The following is a 19,019-nucleotide window of genomic DNA, read 5'->3' as shown; positions in this document are numbered from 1 at the left end:
TCACGCCCCTGTGAGCTTCGCGAACTTCTGCTGGTAGGCCGTCTCTTCCTTCGAGCTCAGCGAGCGGAAGGCATGGGACTTCGCCTGCATGGCCTGGTCGGGAAGGATCAGCGGGTTGTCCGCCGCCGACTTGTCGATCTTGGCAAGGTAGGGCTTCACGCCCGCGACCGGGCTCACGTAGTTGATGTACGCGGCGAGTTCGGCGGCCGGCTCCAGCTCGTAGTAGTAGTCGATGAGCCGTTCGGCGTTCGTCTTGTGGCGTGCCTTGTTGGGGATCAGCAGGTTGTCGGTGGACGTCATGTAGCCGCTGTCCGGGATGAGGTAGCCGACGTTGGGGCTGTCCGCCTGGAGCTGCACGATGTCGCCCGCCCAGGCGATACAGGCGGCGAAGTCGCCCTTGGAGATGTCGGACGTGTAGTCGTTGCCCGTGAAGCGGCGGATCTGGCCCTTGTCGACGGCCTTCTGGAGGCGGGCGATCACCGCGTCGTAGTCGTCGTCGGTGAACTTCGCCGGGTCCTTGCCCATGTCGAGCATCGTCATGCCGATGCTGTCGCGCATCTCGGTCAGGAATCCGACGCGGCCCTTGAGCTTGGGGTTGTCGAGCAGGTCGGATACCGACTTCACCTCGACGCCGTCGAGCGCCTTCTTGTTGTAGGCGATGACGGTCGAGATGCCCTGCCAGGGGTACGAGTAGGCGCGCCCCGGGTCCCAGTCGGGGCTGCGGAACTGGTCCGACAGGTTGGCGAAGGCGTGCGGCAGGTTGGACGGGTCCAGTTTCTGGGCGTAGCCCAGGCGGATCATGCGGGCGGCCAGCCAGTCGGTGAGCACGACGAGGTCGCGCCCGGTGTCCTGGCCCGCGGCGAGCTGCGGCTGGATCTTGCCGAAGAACTCGTCGTTGTCGTTGATGTCCTCGGTGTACTTGACCGTGATGCCGGTCCGCTTGCGGAACGCGTCCAGCGTCGGGTGGTGCTTGCCGCTGTCGTCCACGTCCATGTACTCGGTCCAGTTGGAGAAGTTGATCTCCTTCTCCTTCGCCGAGTGGTCGTCGGCGGACACACCGCCCTGCGTCTTGCCCGCGGCGGGTATCCCGCAACCGCTCAGCGCCGCGAGGCCGCCGACGGTGAGTGCGCCGCCCGCGGAGGCGCGCAACAGGGACCGCCGGGTCATCGCCGCTCGGCCGTTGCTCAGGCTGCGCCGCATCGCGGCCGCCACGGCCGGTGTGAGGCGGTCGGGCTCGTACTGCTCCATGCGCGTGGTGCCCTTTCGGGAGTGTGGCCGCCGGTCGTGCGGCCGTCTGCTAGCGGTCCCCGAAGACGGTGCGGTGCCAGTCCTTCCTGGCCACCGCCGTGTTGTCGAACATGACGTGCTTGATCTGCGTGTACTCCTCGAACGAGTACGCGGACATGTCCTTGCCGAAGCCGGACGCCTTGTACCCGCCGTGCGGCATCTCGCTGATGATCGGGATGTGGTCGTTGATCCACACGCAGCCCGCCTTGATCTCGCGGGTGGCGCGGTTCGCCCGGTAGACGTCGCGGCTCCATGCGGAGGCGGCGAGGCCGTACGGGGTGTCGTTGGCGAGCCTGATTCCCTCGTCGTCGCTGTCGAAGGGCAGGACCACCAGAACCGGTCCGAAGATCTCCGACTGGACGATCTCGCTGTCCTGGGCGGCGTCCGCGACGAGGGTGGGCCGGTAGTAGGCGCCGTTCTCGAGCTCCCCCTTCGGGACCTCGCCGCCGGTCACCACGCGCGCGTAGGAGCGCGCCCGGTCGACGAAACCGGCGACGCGGTCGCGCTGGACGTGCGAGATCAGCGGGCCGAGGTCGGTGCCGGCGGCGAAGGGGTCGCCGAGCCTGACCGTCTCCATGAGGGCGGCGGTCTTCTCGACGAACGCCTCGTAGAGCGGGCGCTGCACGTACGCGCGCGTGGCGGCCGTGCAGTCCTGCCCGGTGTTGATGAGCGCGCCCGCGACAGCGCCGTTGACGGCGGCGTCCAGGTCCGCGTCGTCGAATACGACGAAGGGGGCCTTGCCGCCGAGCTCCAGGTGGATGCGCTTGACGGTGGCGGTGGCGACCTCGGCCACACGCTTGCCGACGGCGGTGGAGCCGGTGAAGGAGGTCATGACCACGTCGGGGTGGCCGACGAGGTGCTCTCCCGCCTCCCGGCCGGTACCGGTGACGATGTTGATGACACCGTCCGGGATGCCGGCGTCGGTGGCGGCCTGCGCGAACAGCAGTGAGGTGAGCGGGGTCAGTTCGGCGGGCTTCAGCACGATGGTGTTGCCAGCGGCGATCGCCGGGAGGATCTTCCAGGCGGCCATCTGGAGGGGGTAGTTCCAGGGCGCGATCGACCCGACGACACCAATGGGTTCACGGCGTACGTACGAGGTGTGGTCCCCGGAGTACTCACCGGCCGACTGCCCCTGCAGATGCCGGGCGGCGCCCGCGAAGAATGCGGTGTTGTCGATGGTGCCGGGAACGTCGAACTCGCGCGTCAGCTTCAGCGGCTTGCCGCACTGCAGGCTCTCCGCGCGGGCGAAGTCCTCGGCGCGGTCGGCGAGCACGGCGGCGAAGCGGTGCAGCGCGTCGGAACGTTCGCCGGGGGTGGTGGCGGCCCAGCCGGGGAAGGCCTCGCGTGCGGCGGCCACGGCAGCGTCGACGTCGTCGGGACCGGCCAGTTCGTACGTGTACACCTCCTCGCCCGTCGCCGGGTCGACGACCGCGTGCGTACGGCCGGACGTGCCCTTCGTCAGGCGGCCCGCGATGAACTGCGCGCCGTCCGCGAAGCGGTCCTGTGCGGGGAATCGTTCCGGGGTGGCGGTGCCCGGGTTCTGCATGTCGCTCTCCTCCGCCGTCGCCCCGCGGCCGGGGGGCGGGTGGCGTAGCTCCAGCTCGATTTGAGTGCCGATCCTGACAGAGCTATGGCACTCCTACAAGGGATTCCGTTGTTGCCTTTCGGTTACGCGACGGAATCTGTCGACCAGGTGTCGAGTGAGCTCGGAAAAGGGGGGACGGAGTGTCAGTGGTGGCTGCGAGACTCGCATGCATGGAAAGGATCACGGGGGAGTTCACGGAGGAGCCGGTGGAGGAGATCACGGGGAGGATCGACTCCCGGGAGGCTCTGGTCAGGGCGGTCAATGCCGGAGTCCGGATCAAGTACCTGCACTTCTGGGGTCACCGGGCGCGGGCGGACGGCCGGGTGGGGCCGAGCTGTCTGAGCCAGTGGTGGCCGTCGCCGTTCACGGTGGACGGGGTGGCCTACGCGACCGCCGAGCACTGGATGATGGCGGCCAAGGCGCGGCTTTTCGACGACGCGGAGGCAGAGCGGCGGGTGCTGGCCGCGGCGCATCCGTCCCAGGCCAAGAAGGCGGGACGGCTCGTGCGCGGCTTCGACGAGGAGATATGGGAGCGCGAGCGCTTCGGGATCGTGCTCGAGGGCAGCGTCCACAAGTTCGCCGCCCACGGGGATCTGCGGGAGTTCCTGGTGAACACCGGGGATCGGGTGCTGGTCGAGGCGAGCCCCGTGGACCGGGTGTGGGGTATCGGCCTTGCGGCGGACGACGAGGCCGCGGCCGATCCGGAGCGGTGGCGGGGGCCGAATCTGCTGGGCTTCGCGCTGATGGAGGCGCGGGAGCGGTTGCGGGAGGACTGAGCGGGCCCGCCCGCGCGGGGCGGACTGGCCGGGCGAGGCGGACCGGCCGGGCGAGGCGGACCGGCCGGGCGAGGCGGACCGGCCGGGCGGGGCAGACCGGCCGGGCGAGGCGGACCGGCCAAGACGAGCCAGACCGGACGAGACGAGCCGAACTAGACGAGCCAGGCGGATGACGCACGCCGGCGGGGCAGACAGCCGGACTAGACAGACAGCCGGACAAGACAGACGGCCTGGCGAAGCAGACAGCCGGACTGGACAAACGGCCGGACAAGACAGACGGGCGGGCGGGGCGGACGAGCCAGACGGCCGCACGAGACAGACGGCCGGGCGAGACAGACAGGACGCCGGGTCAGGCAGACGGGGCGAGACGAGCCGGGACGGCCAGCCGGTCTCAGCCGCCGGCCACCAGCGGTGCCGCCGCCCTGGGGGCGGAGTTGTAGGAGGGGCCGTCGTCCACGTTGTTCCTCTCGTCGTGCACGGCGGCCACGATCGCGATGACCATCACGACGATCGTGGCGATGCCGAGGACGATGCCGACGATGCCCGTGATGAAGCCCGCCTGGGCCTGACCGCGGTTGTTGGCCTCGCCGCGGTCCGCCCGCTGCTTCCCCTTGACGCCGAAGACGACCGCGAGGACACCGAGGACGACGGAGACGATGCCGTAGATGCAGAACATGCAGCAGGACAGGATGCCCAGCACCATCGCCGCGGTGCCCATGCCGTTCTGCGGGAGCGGCTGCATACCGGGCCAGCCGTACCCCTGCGGGTAGGCGGGGTAGCCGTATCCGCCGGGCATCCCCGGGCCCTGCGGGCCGACGCCGGGGCCGGTGGGCGCCGTCGGCGGGGGCGGTACGGCGGACTCGGACCAGCCGTCGGGGGCGGCGGGCGCGCCGGGCGGGGCGTAGCCGGGGGCGCCGAATCCGGGCGGGGCGAAGCCCTGGCCCGGCAGGGACGTCACCGTGGCCTGGTCGTGCACCGGAGGCGGCTGCACCGAAGGCTGCTGGGGCGCGGGCGGCTGGTCCTGCGGGAGGGGCTGCTGCCCGGCCGCGGCCGGCTGCCCGCCCTTCTCCAGCGAGGTCTTGCGCTCCGGCGGCGCCCACGGGTCGTGGTCTTCTCCTGCGCCCCCGCGCGGCTGTGTCTGGTCCGCCACGTCCCCGTCCCCCTCAGTCGATCGTGATGCCATCGTATAAGCCCTGTCCCGGCTGTCCCGCCGCCCGGTCGGTCAGCAGTTCCCACTCCGGCAGCACCGCCGCCCCGGGCCCCGGCCTACGATGATCCCGACCCACCGATCAGCCGATCACCCGCGCCCCGCCCGGCCCAGCCGCCCCGGGGCGCCGTTCCGGGGAGGAACCCTTGACCCAGCACCTGGGCGCTTTCGCCGCCGCGCCGCGCGACCTGCACACCTTCATCGCCGGACTGCCCAAGGCCGAACTGCATGTGCACCACGTCGGCTCCGCCTCCCCCCGGATCGTCGCGGAACTCGCCGCCCGGCACCCCGACTCCAAGGTGCCCACCGACCCCGAGGCCCTGGTCGACTACTTCACCTTCACGGACTTCGCCCACTTCATCGAGGTGTACCTGTCCGTCGTGGACCTCATCCGCACCCCGGAGGACGTACGGCTGCTGACGTACGAGGTGGCCCGGGATCTGGCCCGGCAGCAGGTGCGCTACGCCGAGCTGACCATCACCCCGTGGTCCTCGACCCGCCGCAACATCGACGAGCGCGCCTTCATGGACGCCATCGAGGACGCGCGGAAGGCGGCGGAGGCCGAGTTCGGGACGGTGCTGCGCTGGTGCTTCGACATTCCCGGCGAGGCCGGTCTCGAGGCCGCCGAGGAGACCACGCGGCTCGCCACCGACGACCGGCTGCGGCCCGAGGGGCTGGTGTCGTTCGGGCTCGGTGGGCCCGAGATCGGGGTGCCGCGGCCGCAGTTCAAGCCCTATTTCGATCAGGCGATCGCGGCGGGGCTGCGCTCCGTGCCGCACGCGGGAGAGACCACCGGCCCGGAGACGGTGTGGGACGCGCTCACCCATCTGCGGGCCGAGCGCATCGGACACGGCACCCACTCCTTCCAGGACCCGAAACTCCTCGCGCACCTCGCCGAGCACCGGATCCCGCTGGAGGTCTGCCCGACCTCCAACATCGCCACGCGCGCGGTCCGCAGCCTCGACGAGCATCCGCTCAAGGAGTTCGTGAAGGCCGGGATCGTCGTCACGATCAACTCCGACGATCCGCCGATGTTCGGCACCGATCTCAACAACGAGTACGCCGTCGCCGCGCGCCTGTTGAACCTCGACGCGCAGGGGCTCGCCGCCCTCGCCAAGAGCGCCGTCGACGCGTCCTTCCTCGACGAGCCCGGCAAGGCCGGTATCCGGGACGAGATCGACTCCTACACCTCGGCGTGGCTCGCCCCCTGACGCCGCCCAGAAGGACGCCCTCCACAATGGGGCCATGCAGAACGTGACCGCCGTGGCCCATCGCGGCGACCCCTACCGCGTCCGCGAGAACACGATCGACTCGCTGCGTTCCGCGCTCCGGCAGGGCGCGGACGCGGTCGAGATCGACGTACGGCTCACCAAGGACGGCGTCCCCGTGCTGCTGCACGACGAGACGCTGAAACGGCTGTGGGAGCACGAGCGGCCACTCCGCTCGCTGTCCGCGGCCGAGGTGCGCGGTCTCACGGACGGCGGGGTGCCGACGCTCGCTCAGACGCTGGCCGCCACCGACGGCACCCGGCTGATGCTGGACCTGCCGGGGATGCGGGACGTGCGGGCGGCGCGCCGCATCGTGGACGCGGTACGGGAGGCGGGGGCGGCCGACCGTGTCTACTACACCGCCGACGCCACCGCGATGCTCGCCGTCCGCACCGCCGACACGTCCGCCGAGATCGCCCTGACCTGCACCAGCCTGGCGCCGCCGCGGCCCGCGCTGCTCGCGGCGGTGAAGCCCCGCTGGCTCAACTACCGCTTCTCGCTGGTGGACCGCGACCTGGCCGCCCGCGTCCACCACGACGGGTACCTGCTGTCCGTCTGGACCCCGGACACCCGCCGTTCCATGCGCCGCCTCATCGAACTCGGCGTCGACTCGATCACGACCAACCGCGTCGACGTCCTCTGCGCCCTCCGGGGCGGCGGCTGACCGGCTACACCCGTGAGCGCTGGGCCACCGTCGCCGGATCGGACGGGGTCGCGCGGGTGACGTACTGCGGGACCGGAGTGTCATCCTTGCCGGTGTCGCGGACCAGGCCGTAGCGGATCGCGCCCTGGGGCGGGCCGGTCGTGATGTCCTTCTCCGCCGCGTCCCAGGTGGTCGGGGAGACGTACAGGTTGTAGTCGGCGCCGCGTTCGTTCACGGTGAGGGTGACGCTGCCGTCGAGGTAGAAGTACTCGTTCTGCCACATCTGCTGGGTGCCGGGCGGCAGGACGTCGAAGCCGGTCGCCCTGCTGCCCATGCCGGTGGCCGTGGGGTCGGTGCTGCTGACGCGGTCGTCCATGCGGCGGCCGCCGCCCGAGGCCACGTGGAAGAGCCTGCCCTTGAGGCCGGTCCAGCTCGGCGGCACCAGGCTGCCGGGCCGGTACTGCGGCGCGATCTGCCAGCGGACCTGGACATAGCCCTGGCCGGTGAGCGTCGCACTGTCGCCGCGGTGGTTCATGACGGCGTGCGCGCCGCCGGTGCTGGTGATACCGGACGCCGGCCGGTGCGGGAGCGCGGCGGGCGGCTTGCCCGGGTCGGGTGCCTTGTCCACGGCGTCGACGACACTGCCGTAGAGCTCGGTCTTCTGCTTCGTCACCGAAGGGGACGGGGAGGGTGTGGGCGGGGCGGACGGGGGCGGCGGGCGGTGGGTGCTCGATGCCGTGGGGGTGCTGGAGGCGCGCGGCGGCGGGGTGGGCGGGGTCTGTGTGACGACGTAGGCGCCGCCCGCGACGATGGTCGCGCTCGCCGTGACGGCGACGGCGGGCTTGGTCAGGACGCCGAGCACCTTGGCGGACCAGCCGACGGAGGTGGCAGCCGCGGCCGTCTTGCCGCCGAAGGCCAGGGAGAGCGTGAAACCGACGGGGAGCGGGACCAGCGCGATGCCCACCAGGAGCCTTTCCGCCGGTACGACCGACTCGCGCGCGTCGCCGCAGTAGCCGCAGCCCCTGATGTGCCGGGCCATCCGCTTGCGCCAGACCGAGTCGGGGCGCCCGTCCCAGCGGCCGGTCACTTCACGCAGTTCGGGGCAGGCCCCGTCCAGTGCGCGCACGATCCCACGCGAGGTCTCCAGGCGCTCCTTCATCCGCTGGACGCGTACGGCGGCGTGCTGCCGGCTGATGCCGACGGCGGCGGCCAGTTCGCGCCGGGTCAGCTCGCCCGCGACCTCCAGCCACCACAGCGACAGCAGCTGCCGGTCCTCGTCGTCCAGCCAGCGCACCGCCTCCGCGACCTCGCGCCGCTGCCCCTCCAACTGCAGCCGCAGCACGGTGAGTTCGGCGAAGTCGGTGGCCTCCCGGGCGGCGCTCTCGTCCAGCTGCTGCGGGGACCTGCGGCGCGCCCGGTCCCGTATCTGCCGCATGGCGATCGCCATCAGCCAGGACCGGAAGCTGTCCGGGTCGCGGAGCGAGCCGAGGTTGCCGACGGCGCGCAGCATGGTCTCCTGGACGACGTCGTCGACGTCGGCGTGGCCGTTCAGGGCACGGCCGACGACGTTGTAGACCAGCGGCAGCCAGCCCGCGACGAGGTCGTCCAGCGCCTGCCGGTCACCGGCCTGTGCTGCCGCGATGGTGGAGCGCCACTGATGCCCGGCCCTCTCGTCCACGTGCGTCCTCTCCCGGGTCATATGCCGTTCGACCGCACCTTCTCAGCCGTACCGGGGGTGGTGGCTATGTCGGGGATCACAGTGGGCGCCGGGTGCGGGCGGGGCATGTGGGGGGGCTCCCGGGTGTGAGGGGAATGGGGGACGCGAGGGGAGACGCGGTGGAGGCAGGCGGGATAACACTTTTTCGGCGAGCCGCGGCCGACGGCCGGTGACGGTCGGTGCCCGTAGGGACGATCCCCCACAACACCCGCACGCCGTAAGGGACTTGCTCCGGGACCGGTCAGGGATCCATGCCCTCCCCACCGACGATCCGCACCGCCTCCCGCGCCCCGAGGATGATCTACGACCCCCTGCCACCGAACCCTCAGGAGCAGCCCATGCGCGCCCGCACCTCGACGATCCTCGCCGCCTCCCTCGTCCTCGCCCTGACCGCCGGCCCGCTGGCCGCGCCCGCGTTCGCCGCACCCTCGACCGCCTCCGCGTCCGCACCCGCCGCCACCGGCCCCGACACCGACGCCCTGCGTGCCGCCATCGCGGGTCTCCCCGACACGGACGCGACTTCCGCAGCCATCCGTGTCGGCGGCAACGGGACGTGGCACGGGACGGCCGGAGTGCGGGACGTCCGGACCGGGGCACCGGCGCTGGAGAACGGACGCTTCCGGGCCGGTTCGGTGACGAAGGTGGTCACCGCGGCGATCGTGCTGCAGCTGGCCGCCGAGGGCCGTATCGACCTGGACGGCACCGTGCAGCAGTATCTGCCCGGCCTCCTCACCAAGGCGTTCGAGCCCGTCACCGTACGCGAGTTGCTGAACTACACCAGCGGTCTGCAGTCGGGTGCGTCCCTCGGGGACACGGTCGAGGACGGGTACCCGCACCGTTTCGAGACGCTGACCCCGCGGCAGGTCGTGGCGGCCTCGGTCGCCAAGGGCCCGGCGTACGCGCCCGGCACACGGCAGGACTACGACAACATCCACTACACGGTCCTCGGCATGCTCGTCGAGACGGTGACCGGCGACTCGTACGCACACCAGGCCGAGGTACGGATCTTCCGGCCGCTGGGCATGCGGGACAGCTCGTTCCCGGTCGGCGCCGACCCCCGCATCCACGGTCCGCACAACCGCGGGTACGACTGGATCGACGGCAGGCTGGTGGACGTGACCGACTGGAACATGTCCGACCGCCGGGCGGCAGGCGACCTGATCTCCACCACCGCCGATCTGCAGCGACTGCTGGTGGGACTGTTCCGCGGGAGGGTCGTGCCCGAGCCGCAGCTGCGGGAGATGTTCACGCTTCCCGACGTGCCCGGCGCACGGTACGGGGCGGCGCTGGAGCGGTTCGAGCTGAACGGCAAGGTGATCTGGGGCAAGACCGGCTCGCGGCCCGGCTACGCCACGGTGATCGCCGCCACCCCCGACCTCTCCCGCACCCTGGTCTACTCGGTCACCTCGACCGACGCCAAGGGCGACGGCCAGGCGACCGCCGAACGTTTCGCCTATCCGGCCTTCAACCGCTGACCCACCCCTTCGTCCAGCCCCTCCAGCCGCTTGATCTTCTTCCGCACGACGTACAGCGGGATCACCCCGAGGACCCCGAACGACATGTCGATCACCGACCACCAGAAGGGGATCCCCCGGAGCGGCCCGCAGATCAGGGCGAGCGGGATGATCCCGGCACAGGCGATCATGGCGAACTCGACGACCCAGATGTTGCGTACGGGATCGCGGTAGGGCCCGTAGAAAGCGACCGCGATGACGAGGTGGGCGAAGGCGAGCCAGTCCGTGCCGTAGAGCAGGAAGGGGTAGTCGGCGTCGGCGGTGTCGAGTCCGCGCCGGACCCGCTCGATCCAGTCCATGAGGGCGGGGACGTGGTGCGGCACGGACAGGGACCTGAGCAGGTCCTCGGTCCAGCGCAGTTCGTGGACCAGGGGGAAGGCCGTGGCGCCGCTGAGCACGAGGCAGACGACGAAGAAGGCCAGCCAGGCGCGGATGCCCTTCAGCAGGGCGGCTCTGTCGCTCATGGCAGCAGCGTACGCCCATTGTTGAACGCGTTCAAAACTGCTGTCGATCACCTGCTGGAGGGGATTGCACCTCCGATACGGGCCGCCGACTGGGCGACCGTCGGCACGGAGCTTGCCGACCGTTCGGCGGTTCGGGGGGCCGACGGGCGGTCGGGGATGGTGCTGGGGCTGGCGCTGGGAGCGGGAGTGACCGGGGCGGGTGCGGTCGTCGACGGCGGCAGCGTCGAGGGGCTGCTCGCGGGCGGCGGGGCGAGGGGGACCGCCGGGGAGGCCGGGCCGTCGGAGGCGGTCAGGTGCAGGGGCAGCACTACGAGTGCGGCGACACCGCAGGTCAGGGCCGCTCCGGCGGCAGCGCGCAGGAGACGGCGGCGGGATGCGCCGCGGCGGATCTCCTCGTAGCGGCCGGGCGGCGCGCCGAGGTACTCGGCGGGGGGCCGCAGGAGGACGGCGAGCGGGTCGTCGGGGTCGAAGTCCGGGCCCTCGTCAGAGTGTGTGATCAAGGCTTCTCCTCAGCTGGGCGCGGAGCAGTTCGCGGGCCGTGTGGAGGTCGGCCTTGACGGTTCCTTCCTTGCGTCCGGTCAGCACGGACACCTCCCGGATCGGCATGTCAGCGTAGTAGTGCAACAGGATCGGGACGCGCAGTCGTTCCGGGAGGGACTGCACGAGCAGGCGTACCGAAGGGTCCGTCTGTTCGGGATGCGGGGCCACGGCGGCCTCCGTGGTCGCCCGGCGCACGGCTCTGCGTTCGCGCTCCAGCTTGCGCCAGTGGTCCCGGACGAGGTTGGCCGCGGTGACGTAGAGGAAGCCGCGCGGCTCCGCGACGGACGTCCAGCGGGCCCAGAGCCGGGTGAACGCCTCCGAGGCGATCTCGTGGGCCGTCTCGTCGTCGTCGACCAGCCGGCGGCACCAGCCGGCGAGACGCGGATAGAGGGCGGCGAACAGCTCGGACGCGGCCTTCTCACGGGACCGTTTCAACGTTCTCCCGGGTCGTGGGGGCACTCGTAGGGGCGCTTGTGGAGGAAGAGCCCGGGCCGACGGCGTACGTTCCGCCGGCCCGGATTCCGGATGGCCGGGTCAGGGACCTGCGGAGCTCAGCGCCGCGAAAACGATCACGTTGTCGAGGTAGCCGTCACCGGTCCGCTTGCCGCCGCAGGTGATGAGCCGCAACTCCGGCCGGTTCACGTTCCCGTAGACCTCGTCCGACGGGAAGTGGGCCTTGGACACCGTGCGGACGTCGGTCACGGCGAACACCGCAGCCGTGCCGTTCTCCAGGCGCGTCACGATCTTCTCGCCCCGGTGCAGCTCCCCCAGGCGCCGGAAGACTCCGTCCCCGTAGGCGCCGACCGTGACATGGCCGAGGATCACCGACGGTCCGGTCCGGCCCGGCGTCGGGGAGTGCTCGTACCAGCCCGCCCGGTCGTGCGCCGCGATCGGCGGCACCTGCACGCTGCCGTCCGCGGCCAGGCCCAGCTTCATCACCGGGGTGTCGACCCCGATGGCCGGTATCCGGAGCCTGACCGGGGTCGATCGCCCCACCGCGGACACCGACCTGCCGGACTCGGCCGGGGGCCGCGCGGAGGCGGACGGCGTGCTCACGGAGCTCCCGGTCGTGGCGCCGGGGCCGCCGCAGGCGACGAGCAGTGCGGCCAGCGCCGCGGTGGCCAAGCGGCTCCGGAGAAGTGCGGGTGCGTTCCCGCGTCGTTCGGTGCGTGCTCTCGACGTGCCGGACGAAGGTCCTCGTAGCGGAGCTACTTGGGCCTGTGGCTGGTGCGGCGAGGGTGCGTGCCGGGCGGCGTGGGGGCGTGCCTGAACTTCCCCGGAGCCGCTTGGGGCCCGCCCGGAGAGCCGGCTCACGCCCCGTTCGCCTGCCGGCGGCGTACGAGGAAGACGGCGCCGCCACCGAGGACGACGGCCGCAGCGGCACCCCCGCCGACCAGCGCACCCGTGCTGGAGGAGTCCGAAGTGGGCGGCACCGCACCGGTGTTCGGCGCACCGCTCGGCACGACGGAGACCTGGCCCGAGGACGGCGCCCGGGTCGGAGCCGCGCTCGGCACGGCGCTCGGGGCGGTGGAGGCACTGGGCCTGGCGCTGGGGGCCGAGGTGGGCGCCTGCGTGGCGGTGGGGACGGGGCTCGGGGCCGCCTTCGCCCCGTCGGCGAACGCGGGCAGCGCGCCCGCCAGCACGGCGGTGCACGCAAGTGCCATGGCACTGAGGCCGGTTCGGCGCATGAATCGCTCTCCTTCGTCGGTCCCCCCGGTGGTCGACCGGCGGGCTGTGTGACTGATCGAGCGGAGAGACGAGGCAGCGACGGGCCGGGTTGTAAAGAACCGGCAAAGTCGCGCGGGATCGCGGGATCCGGCCCATTGATCGGGGAATTGGTGACGACCGTGTGCGCGGGTCTTGAAGGTGGCTTGCGGCCGTTCCTGTCATGACGTAGGTACGTGAATCATGAACCTGTTCACCCGTGCTGCGTCTCTGCGCCGCCCGGCTCCCCCCACCGCCACCGCCCCGCAACGCCCCCTCGAACCACCGGCGTTCGCCCCCACAGCGAGCCGTCCGGACCCCGCTCGCGCGGCGCTGACCGGAGAGTGGCTGATCGACCCGGCACACAGCCGCATCGGTTTCTCCGTCCGCCATGCCCTGGTGACGACCGTCCGCGGGGCCTTCACCGAGTACCAGAGCCGGCTCTACTTCGACGGCCGTGATCCCTCTCGCTCCCGCGCCGAGATCGTCCTGTCCACCGCGTCCGTCGACACCGGCGTGGAACAGCGCGACGCGCACCTGGTCGGCCGTGACTTCCTGGACGCCGCGAACCACCCGCGGATGCGCTTCGTCAGTACGACGGTGCAGCTCGTGGGCAGCGACGTCTACCGCATGGCCGGCGAGCTCACCATCAAGAACACCACCCGCCCCGTCGACCTGGAGCTCACCTACATCGGGCACGTCGTCGACGCGTTCGGGGACGAGCGGGTCGGTTTCGACGGCACGACCACGATCAACCGTTCCGACTGGGGCCTGACGTACAGCCAGAAGCTGGCGGAGGGCGGCGCCATGGTGAGCGAGAAGGTGCGCCTCCAGTTCGACATCGCCGCCATCCGGACACTGCCCGCCTGACCGGGGTACGGCATCAGAGGGATCCTCGCCCGCCGCTCTCCGCGGAGGTCGGCGTCGCGTGCCCGTCGAGTCATGCGTCACGGACCGGGTCCGGGAACGGCGGGTCCCCGGAGTACTAGGCGTCCGCGATCCAGCTGCCGTGGAATCCCAGCGGAACCCGGCCGGGCAGGTGTATCCGGGCCAGCGGGCGGCCGCCGAAGTCCTGGGCCGAGAGGATCACCAGGTCGGTCGCGCCGCGGTCGGGGTCGTTCACATACGCCAGAACGTAACCGTCGTCCTCGTCCCGCGCCCCGCGCCGCGGGACGAACACCGGCTCGCTGACCGCCGCGGCTTCGGGGAAGCGGGTCAGCTGCCTGCTGCCGCGCAGCATGTCGTGCTTGATCAGGTGGTTGGTGAACTTCTCGTCCGGCGGCACGCCATCGGCGGTCTCGTACGCGCGCCACATCTCGGCCGCGCTCGCGGTGTAGGCAAAACGGTGCCGGCGCGAGATGAGGGATTCATTGATGCGGGGGAATTCCTGCGGACGGTCGTCCAGCCGGCTGCTGCGGACCCGGCCCGCGCGCAGATCGATCGTCCAGCGGTCGAGCGTGGGGGACCCGGTCGCGCAGGGCCCGCCCATACCGCGTCCGGCGGCGTAGAACGGCGCGGGGAACCCGGTGTACTCCACCACGACCGTCTCCCCCTGGTCGTAGGCATTGAGCGTGTGCGAGTAGTACACCGGGGCGATCTCGAACCAGCGGGTGGTGCCGCCCGTGCGCGGCAACAGCCCGATGCGCATGGGATGTTTGTCGTTCCACACATACGGCACGACGGCGCCCGCCTCGGCGGCGGCAGCGTCGAAGGTGATCGGCACGTCCACGATCACCACGTACTGCTCGGTGAGCGCGAAGTCATGCATCATCGGCGCGTCCGCAACGGGAACCCGCGTGGTCCGGACCACCCGGCCGGTCCGGTCGATCATGATGTGCCGCACATGGTCCCAGGTGGGGTAGTACGCGATCGCGTGCAGCTCGTCTGCCGCCGTGTCGTACTTGGTGTGCGCGGTGAACGCGCCCTTGAGAGTGGAGCGGAAGTCGTACGGGCGTACGGTGCCCAGCTCGCCGTCCAGCTCGTAGGGCAGCGGCCCGCCTTCCTGCAGCGCCAGGATGCGGCCCTTGTACGGGATCACATGGGTGTTGCATGCGAAGTCGTCCGGCGGTGCCTGGCCCGGGTAAGTCTCCCCGAGCTTCGCCGTCACCTGCGAGGACCGCACCCAGCGGTTGCGGTACCACTCCGCGCGCCCGCCGCGCAGCCGGATCCCGTGCACCATCCCGTCGCCGAGCATCCAGTGGTGGGCACGGACATCCTCCAGGCCCAGAGCGTTGGGGCCGTTGCGCAGATAGCGGCCGTCCAGGTCACGCGGGATGCGGCCGGTCACCTTGAGATCAAAGGCGGTCAACTCCTCGGTGACCGGTGCGAAGGCGCCTTCCAGAAACGGCCTCGCACCGCTCACACCGCCCTTTCCGGCTACGCCGCCCGTCTGCGCCGCGGCCGTGAAGAAGCCGGGCCCGAGGCCGCTCCCGACCACACTGCCCGCCGCCGCGACCGCGGCGCCCTTGAGAAGTCCCCGCCGCGTGTGACTGGCCATCATGTCTCCCCGTTCCGTTGTCGAGGCCGGCTTCCTCTGCCGCACTTGTGGCGACGCGAGCAACCTTCCTCCCCGGTCGCCCGTGAAGCAGTTGGCCCAGGCCCCGGATCGGGGGTGGTGCCGGCACCACCCCCGATCCGGGGCCTGGGCCGGTCGGCCGCGACTGCGAACCGCTGACTCATGTGGCACGAGCAGCACGAGAAGCGGCTGAACGCGGCCTCGTACGGCTTCACCGGGCGCATGGGCGATGCCGAGCAAGCGCACCTGATCAGCATCGGCGGCGAGACCTTCAGCGGTCAGAATCAGACCCGGACTTCGCGGGTCGGCCTTCCAGGTCCGTGACCCGCGGGAGCGGGTCGGACAATCCCTGCTCGGGTCCGCCGGCTGCAGGCTCCTCGTCGTCCACGGGCGGGTCGGGCGCCTGCCATGCGGCGACGAGCAGCGGCAGTTGGGTGTGGGTGGCGAACAGCGCGAAGAGCACGAGGAAGTAGGCGGCGGACGGCAGGTGCAGCCCGGGGTCGAGGATCATGCTCGCCACGGCGACGACCGCGATCAGCACGCCGGAGATCCAGTGCGCGACGGTGAACGCGCGCAGCCGCTCGGCCACCTGCCGTTCGTCGAGAAAGCGCTCGTCCAGCGAGGTGGCGCCCCGGGTGACCACGACCATCCAGCTGATCACCGGGATGCCGACGACCACCACCACCGCCAGCACCACAAAGGTCGTGACCATGGCCGTGTCGCTGGGCGCCAGGAACCAGGACACGGCGGCGTTCAGCCACAGCAGTGCCAGCAGCCCTGCGCCGGCCACCGCCAGCGCCTGCCGGTTGCGCCGTGCGGTGAACCGGGCCGGCATGCGCTGTTCGAGGGCCGTGATGCGTTCGGCGCGCCGGCGCTGTGACCGCTCGCGCCGACTCTTGGGAGCCTCGCCCATGTCCTTGGGATTCCTGTCTGTCGTGTTCATTGCGGGCTGCCCAGTCGGGGAAACGGATTCAACGAGAAGACGACCTCGACCGGCACCTCGAAGTAGGCGGCAATGCGCAGCGCGAGGTGCAGGCTCGGGCTGTACTCTCCGCGTTCCAGATAGCCGACCGTCTGGTAGTGCACACCGAGCGCGGTGGCCAGATCGCGGCGTGAGATGCTCCGTTCGGCCCGCAACACCGCGATCCGGTTGTAGACCTGTTCCTTGTCTGCTGGCACCGCCCCAGTCTCCCGCAGCCGATCAGTACCCGCTGCGGGCGGCCAGGCGCTGCCGGCGTTCGGTCAGCCGGGTGCCGGACTCGCGGCGGGTCGTACGGCGCAGCAGCCAGGACGCCAGAATCATGCCCGCGAGCGACCAGGTGGCAAGGACCCCGGCGGTCTGCAGGGGCCGCCAGCTGTGGCCGATCTCGGCGGCCAGCATTGAGTGCGGCAGGAACACCGACCGCAGCCCGAGCCCCTGCCAGTACAGCGGAAACGCCTGGGCGACCCACTGGACCGGTTCGGGCAGTGACGTCACCGGGAACAACACCCCGGAGATGATCAGCAGCCCCGTCATCGGAAGGGACAGGACGCTCGCGGCGTTGCGCGGTCCGGGCAGCAGCGCTCCCAGCGCCGCGCCCAGCGGGACTACCGCCGTCACACCGAGGCCGAGCACCCACACCAGGGTCAGCCAGTCCGCCGGCGCCGTGGGCAGTGTCAGCCGGGTGAACATCAGGCCGGCGGTCAGCATCACGACCACATAGGTACCGAGTTGACTCAGCACCGCGACCGCACGGCCGACCAGGTAGGCGGACAACCCGCCCGGGATGGTGCGCAGCCGCAGCAGCACACCCTGCTCGCGGTCCGTGGTGATCACCATGGGCAGGTTCATCAACGCGACCGAGGACACGCAGAACGCCAGGAAGCCCGCGGCCATCAGCACAGCCTTGGAGGCGTGTGTCCCCGGCACGTCCGCGCCGCCTTGCCAGCGGACCATCACCACGAACATCACCACCGTGCCGAGCAGGCCACCGACCATCTCCCGCCGGTTGCGCAGGAACTGAAGGTGCTCGGCCCAGCCCCGGCGCACCCCGATCAGCACGATCCTGCCGTTGTTCACGCTGCGTTCCTTTCGGTGACGAGACCGAGGTAGCTCTCCTCAAGCGACGGCCGTCGGATCTCCAGGTCGGGGACCGGGCCGCCGAAGCGCTGGTGCAACTCCCAGACCAGCGCGGACGGGTCGGGCGTGTGGGCGGTCCGCGTCACGCCCTGTTCGCTCCAGCGCACCTGGGAGTCGGCACGTACCCGCGCGGTCAACTCGGCGTGCGTACCGAAAACCAGGACCGCGCCGTCGACCAGGACGGCGATGCGGTCGGCGAGCCGTTCCGCCTCGGCGAGGTCATGTGTGGTCAGCAGGATCGTCATCCCCTCGACCCGGGCCAGGCGTTCCACCAGTTCGTGGAACTCGCGCCGGGCCTCCGGGTCGAACCCCGCGGTCGGCTCGTCCAGGAAAAGCAGCTCGGGCCGGCCCACGATGCCCAACGCGACATCGAGGCGCCGCCGCTGGCCGCCCGACAGGCGCTCGATGGTCTGCTCGGCCTGTGCGCTGAGCCCCAGGGCGGCGAGCAGTTCGTCCGGGTCACGCGGATGCGGATAGAACTCGGCGACATGGGCGAGGAGTTGGCGGACCCGCCAGCGCGGGTGGTCGCGCCAGTTCTGGAGCACGATGCCGAGCCGCCCGCGCCAGCAGTCCCCACCCTTGTCCGGGTCGACGCCCAGTACCTGCACCTCTCCGGCCGAGCGGGCCTGCAGACCCTCCAGGATCTCGATCGTGGTGGTCTTGCCCGCTCCGTTGGGGCCGAGCAGCGCGACCACTTCGCCGGCGTGCACCTCCAGGTCCACGCCGTGCAGCACTTCGGTGCGGCCGTACCGCATCCGCAGCCCCCGGGTACTGATCACCGGACCGCCCATGGATACCCCCTATGCAGAAACCCGACAGGTCTCCGCAGTTCCACAACTGTTGATAGTAGGAGTACTACATTTCATCGCAGGCCCGCAAGACGAGACTGCTGTCCCCGGTGACGCAAGGAGCCGGGCCCACCTGCTGGTTCTCCGGCAGGCAGCGTTCGAGAAGCAGGATCGCTCGCTGCCGCCGTCTGTCTCGATGCCGGTGTCGACCCGACGCGGCTGGTCCGCGACCACTTGGCCGGTGTGGAGGCGTCCATCGCCGCGCTCGGTGTCCTGCGAGGGCGGCTCGTGCGACTCGGTGAGGAGCTGTCGGCCGACCGGGCCCCGAAGGCCACGGCTCTGGTCGATGCGCTGCGAGCGGTCGGCGGCATCGGTCCGGAGGGCGAGCAGACGCCGGGCCGTCACCTGGATGCCGACCGGATACAGGTCCTGCACACGCGTGCCGCCGCCCTGGGGCCCGTGATGCATTACGTGCCGGAAGTCGAGTGGCCCGAGTTGTACCGCAGGGCCGAACGGCTCCGTGCTGCTGGAACTCCTGCCAATGATCAGCAGGCACCGGCTTGTTGCCCGCATGGATGAGCTGAGCACGTTGTTCACCGGCGGCGATGCCGGCATCTCCGCTGGTGTGAGGGCTGCCTGGCATGACGATCCAGCCGCCATGTCGGGAGACCCCGGTGCTCCGGCCGACGAAGCGTGAGCTGGTCCCAGGGTGAACGGCGACAAGGACCCGGTGGAGACGAAGCTCCACACCGCGGTCTGCAAGGGTCAGGCCACGCTCGCGGCCGCGCAGAAGTCGATCGTCCCCGACTGGACGACCGCTCCGGCCACCCTCCACCTCGGCTGACAGGAAGAGATGCCGAGGAGGGCGCCCTTCCGAAGGCAGGATCGCTTC

Annotated in this window: 20 protein-coding genes and 1 pseudogene; 7 read left to right on the top strand and 14 right to left on the bottom strand. The window is 71.0% G+C overall.

Annotated features, from left to right (window positions below; all coding sequences use genetic code 11):
* Both EDD92_RS33640 and EDD92_RS33635 read right to left on the bottom strand, forming a co-directional pair.
* Entirely contained in the window at positions 1 to 1,248 is a 1,248-nt protein-coding gene (locus tag EDD92_RS33640; protein ID WP_123967784.1) for a PotD/PotF family extracellular solute-binding protein, read from the bottom strand.
* A gap of 49 nt (positions 1,249 to 1,297) precedes the next feature.
* On the bottom strand, positions 1,298 to 2,833 hold the full coding sequence (locus EDD92_RS33635) for a gamma-aminobutyraldehyde dehydrogenase (protein WP_123967783.1): 1,536 nt from the start codon (positions 2,831 to 2,833) through the stop codon (positions 1,298 to 1,300).
* Between the two features lie 209 nt (positions 2,834 to 3,042).
* On the opposite strand from EDD92_RS33635, the gene EDD92_RS33630 reads away from it, so the two are divergent.
* A complete protein-coding gene (locus tag EDD92_RS33630; protein ID WP_123967782.1) occupies positions 3,043 to 3,648 on the top strand; it encodes an NADAR family protein in 606 nt (201 codons plus the stop codon).
* Positions 3,649 to 4,039: 391 nt separating this feature from the next.
* Here the strand turns inward: EDD92_RS33630 and EDD92_RS33625 are convergent, their stop codons facing one another.
* Positions 4,040 to 4,798: a DUF4190 domain-containing protein gene (locus tag EDD92_RS33625; protein ID WP_123967781.1), complete on the bottom strand. Its 759-nt coding sequence runs from the start codon at positions 4,796 to 4,798 to the stop codon at positions 4,040 to 4,042.
* Between the two features lie 111 nt (positions 4,799 to 4,909).
* On the opposite strand from EDD92_RS33625, the pseudogene EDD92_RS33620 reads away from it, so the two are divergent.
* Together EDD92_RS33620 and EDD92_RS33615 are read left to right on the top strand one after the other, a co-directional pair.
* Positions 4,910 to 6,066: pseudogene (locus tag EDD92_RS33620) on the top strand (adenosine deaminase); the annotation flags it as partial.
* Positions 6,067 to 6,100: 34 nt separating this feature from the next.
* Positions 6,101 to 6,787: a glycerophosphodiester phosphodiesterase gene (locus tag EDD92_RS33615; RefSeq protein ID WP_123967779.1), complete on the top strand. Its 687-nt coding sequence runs from the start codon at positions 6,101 to 6,103 to the stop codon at positions 6,785 to 6,787.
* Between the two features lie 4 nt (positions 6,788 to 6,791).
* Here the strand turns inward: EDD92_RS33615 and EDD92_RS33610 are convergent, their stop codons facing one another.
* Positions 6,792 to 8,465, bottom strand: coding sequence for an RNA polymerase sigma factor (locus EDD92_RS33610; RefSeq protein ID WP_123967778.1), 1,674 nt, complete (start codon positions 8,463 to 8,465; stop codon positions 6,792 to 6,794).
* Between the two features lie 356 nt (positions 8,466 to 8,821).
* On the opposite strand from EDD92_RS33610, the gene EDD92_RS33605 reads away from it, so the two are divergent.
* Positions 8,822 to 9,958 (top strand): serine hydrolase, encoded by a 1,137-nt coding sequence (locus EDD92_RS33605; RefSeq protein WP_123970665.1) that lies wholly within the window; start codon positions 8,822 to 8,824, stop codon positions 9,956 to 9,958.
* Here EDD92_RS33605 and EDD92_RS33600 read toward each other — a convergent pair.
* The 5 genes from EDD92_RS33600 to EDD92_RS33575 form a co-directional block, all read right to left on the bottom strand.
* Positions 9,937 to 10,461, bottom strand: coding sequence for a hypothetical protein (locus EDD92_RS33600; RefSeq protein ID WP_123967777.1), 525 nt, complete (start codon positions 10,459 to 10,461; stop codon positions 9,937 to 9,939). The two genes, EDD92_RS33605 and EDD92_RS33600, sit on opposite strands and share 22 nt — an antisense overlap.
* 47 nt (positions 10,462 to 10,508) lie before the next feature.
* Positions 10,509 to 10,961 (bottom strand): hypothetical protein, encoded by a 453-nt coding sequence (locus EDD92_RS33595; protein ID WP_123967776.1) that lies wholly within the window; start codon positions 10,959 to 10,961, stop codon positions 10,509 to 10,511.
* Positions 10,945 to 11,436, bottom strand: a complete 492-nt coding sequence (locus EDD92_RS33590) for an RNA polymerase sigma factor (protein ID WP_030944810.1) — start codon at positions 11,434 to 11,436, stop codon at positions 10,945 to 10,947. The genes EDD92_RS33595 and EDD92_RS33590 overlap by 17 nt, the downstream gene beginning before the upstream one ends.
* A gap of 99 nt (positions 11,437 to 11,535) precedes the next feature.
* The gene (locus EDD92_RS33585) at positions 11,536 to 12,126 is read right to left on the bottom strand and encodes a class F sortase (RefSeq protein ID WP_123967775.1); all 591 of its coding nucleotides are present in this window, start codon (positions 12,124 to 12,126) and stop codon (positions 11,536 to 11,538) included.
* A 185-nt stretch (positions 12,127 to 12,311) separates the two neighbouring features.
* On the bottom strand, positions 12,312 to 12,689 hold the full coding sequence (locus EDD92_RS33575) for an LPXTG cell wall anchor domain-containing protein (protein WP_123967774.1): 378 nt from the start codon (positions 12,687 to 12,689) through the stop codon (positions 12,312 to 12,314).
* Positions 12,690 to 12,909: 220 nt separating this feature from the next.
* Between EDD92_RS33575 and EDD92_RS33570 the strand changes: the two genes are divergently transcribed.
* Complete coding sequence (locus EDD92_RS33570; protein WP_123967773.1) at positions 12,910 to 13,575, top strand: YceI family protein; 666 nt, start codon at positions 12,910 to 12,912, stop codon at positions 13,573 to 13,575.
* A 115-nt stretch (positions 13,576 to 13,690) separates the two neighbouring features.
* On the opposite strand, the gene EDD92_RS33565 is transcribed toward EDD92_RS33570, so the two are convergent.
* The 5 genes from EDD92_RS33565 to EDD92_RS33545 form a co-directional block, all read right to left on the bottom strand.
* Complete coding sequence (locus EDD92_RS33565; protein ID WP_123967772.1) at positions 13,691 to 15,202, bottom strand: carotenoid oxygenase family protein; 1,512 nt, start codon at positions 15,200 to 15,202, stop codon at positions 13,691 to 13,693.
* Between the two features lie 289 nt (positions 15,203 to 15,491).
* A complete protein-coding gene (locus tag EDD92_RS33560) occupies positions 15,492 to 16,133 on the bottom strand; it encodes a hypothetical protein (protein ID WP_123967771.1) in 642 nt (213 codons plus the stop codon).
* Positions 16,134 to 16,159: 26 nt separating this feature from the next.
* The gene (locus tag EDD92_RS33555) at positions 16,160 to 16,399 is read right to left on the bottom strand and encodes a helix-turn-helix transcriptional regulator (protein ID WP_123967770.1); all 240 of its coding nucleotides are present in this window, start codon (positions 16,397 to 16,399) and stop codon (positions 16,160 to 16,162) included.
* 22 nt (positions 16,400 to 16,421) lie between these two features.
* On the bottom strand, positions 16,422 to 17,279 hold the full coding sequence (locus tag EDD92_RS33550) for an ABC transporter permease (protein WP_123967769.1): 858 nt from the start codon (positions 17,277 to 17,279) through the stop codon (positions 16,422 to 16,424).
* Complete coding sequence (locus EDD92_RS33545) at positions 17,276 to 18,130, bottom strand: ABC transporter ATP-binding protein (protein ID WP_260326907.1); 855 nt, start codon at positions 18,128 to 18,130, stop codon at positions 17,276 to 17,278. Before EDD92_RS33545 ends, EDD92_RS33550 begins: the two co-directional genes overlap by 4 nt.
* Positions 18,131 to 18,647: 517 nt before the next feature.
* Between EDD92_RS33545 and EDD92_RS51480 the strand changes: the two genes are divergently transcribed.
* Together EDD92_RS51480 and EDD92_RS51475 are read left to right on the top strand one after the other, a co-directional pair.
* Positions 18,648 to 18,824, top strand: a complete 177-nt coding sequence (locus tag EDD92_RS51480) for a hypothetical protein (RefSeq protein WP_260326906.1) — start codon at positions 18,648 to 18,650, stop codon at positions 18,822 to 18,824.
* A 12-nt stretch (positions 18,825 to 18,836) separates the two neighbouring features.
* On the top strand, positions 18,837 to 18,971 hold the full coding sequence (locus EDD92_RS51475; RefSeq protein WP_260326904.1) for a hypothetical protein: 135 nt from the start codon (positions 18,837 to 18,839) through the stop codon (positions 18,969 to 18,971).
* The last annotated feature ends 48 nt before the right edge of the window (positions 18,972 to 19,019 follow it).

This window comes from Streptomyces sp. TLI_185, assembly GCF_003814765.1.
Taxonomy (GTDB): Bacteria; Actinomycetota; Actinomycetes; order Streptomycetales; family Streptomycetaceae; genus Streptomyces.
Note: the sequence above shows the minus strand (reverse complement) of the source record. Positions and strands in the feature narration are given on the sequence as shown.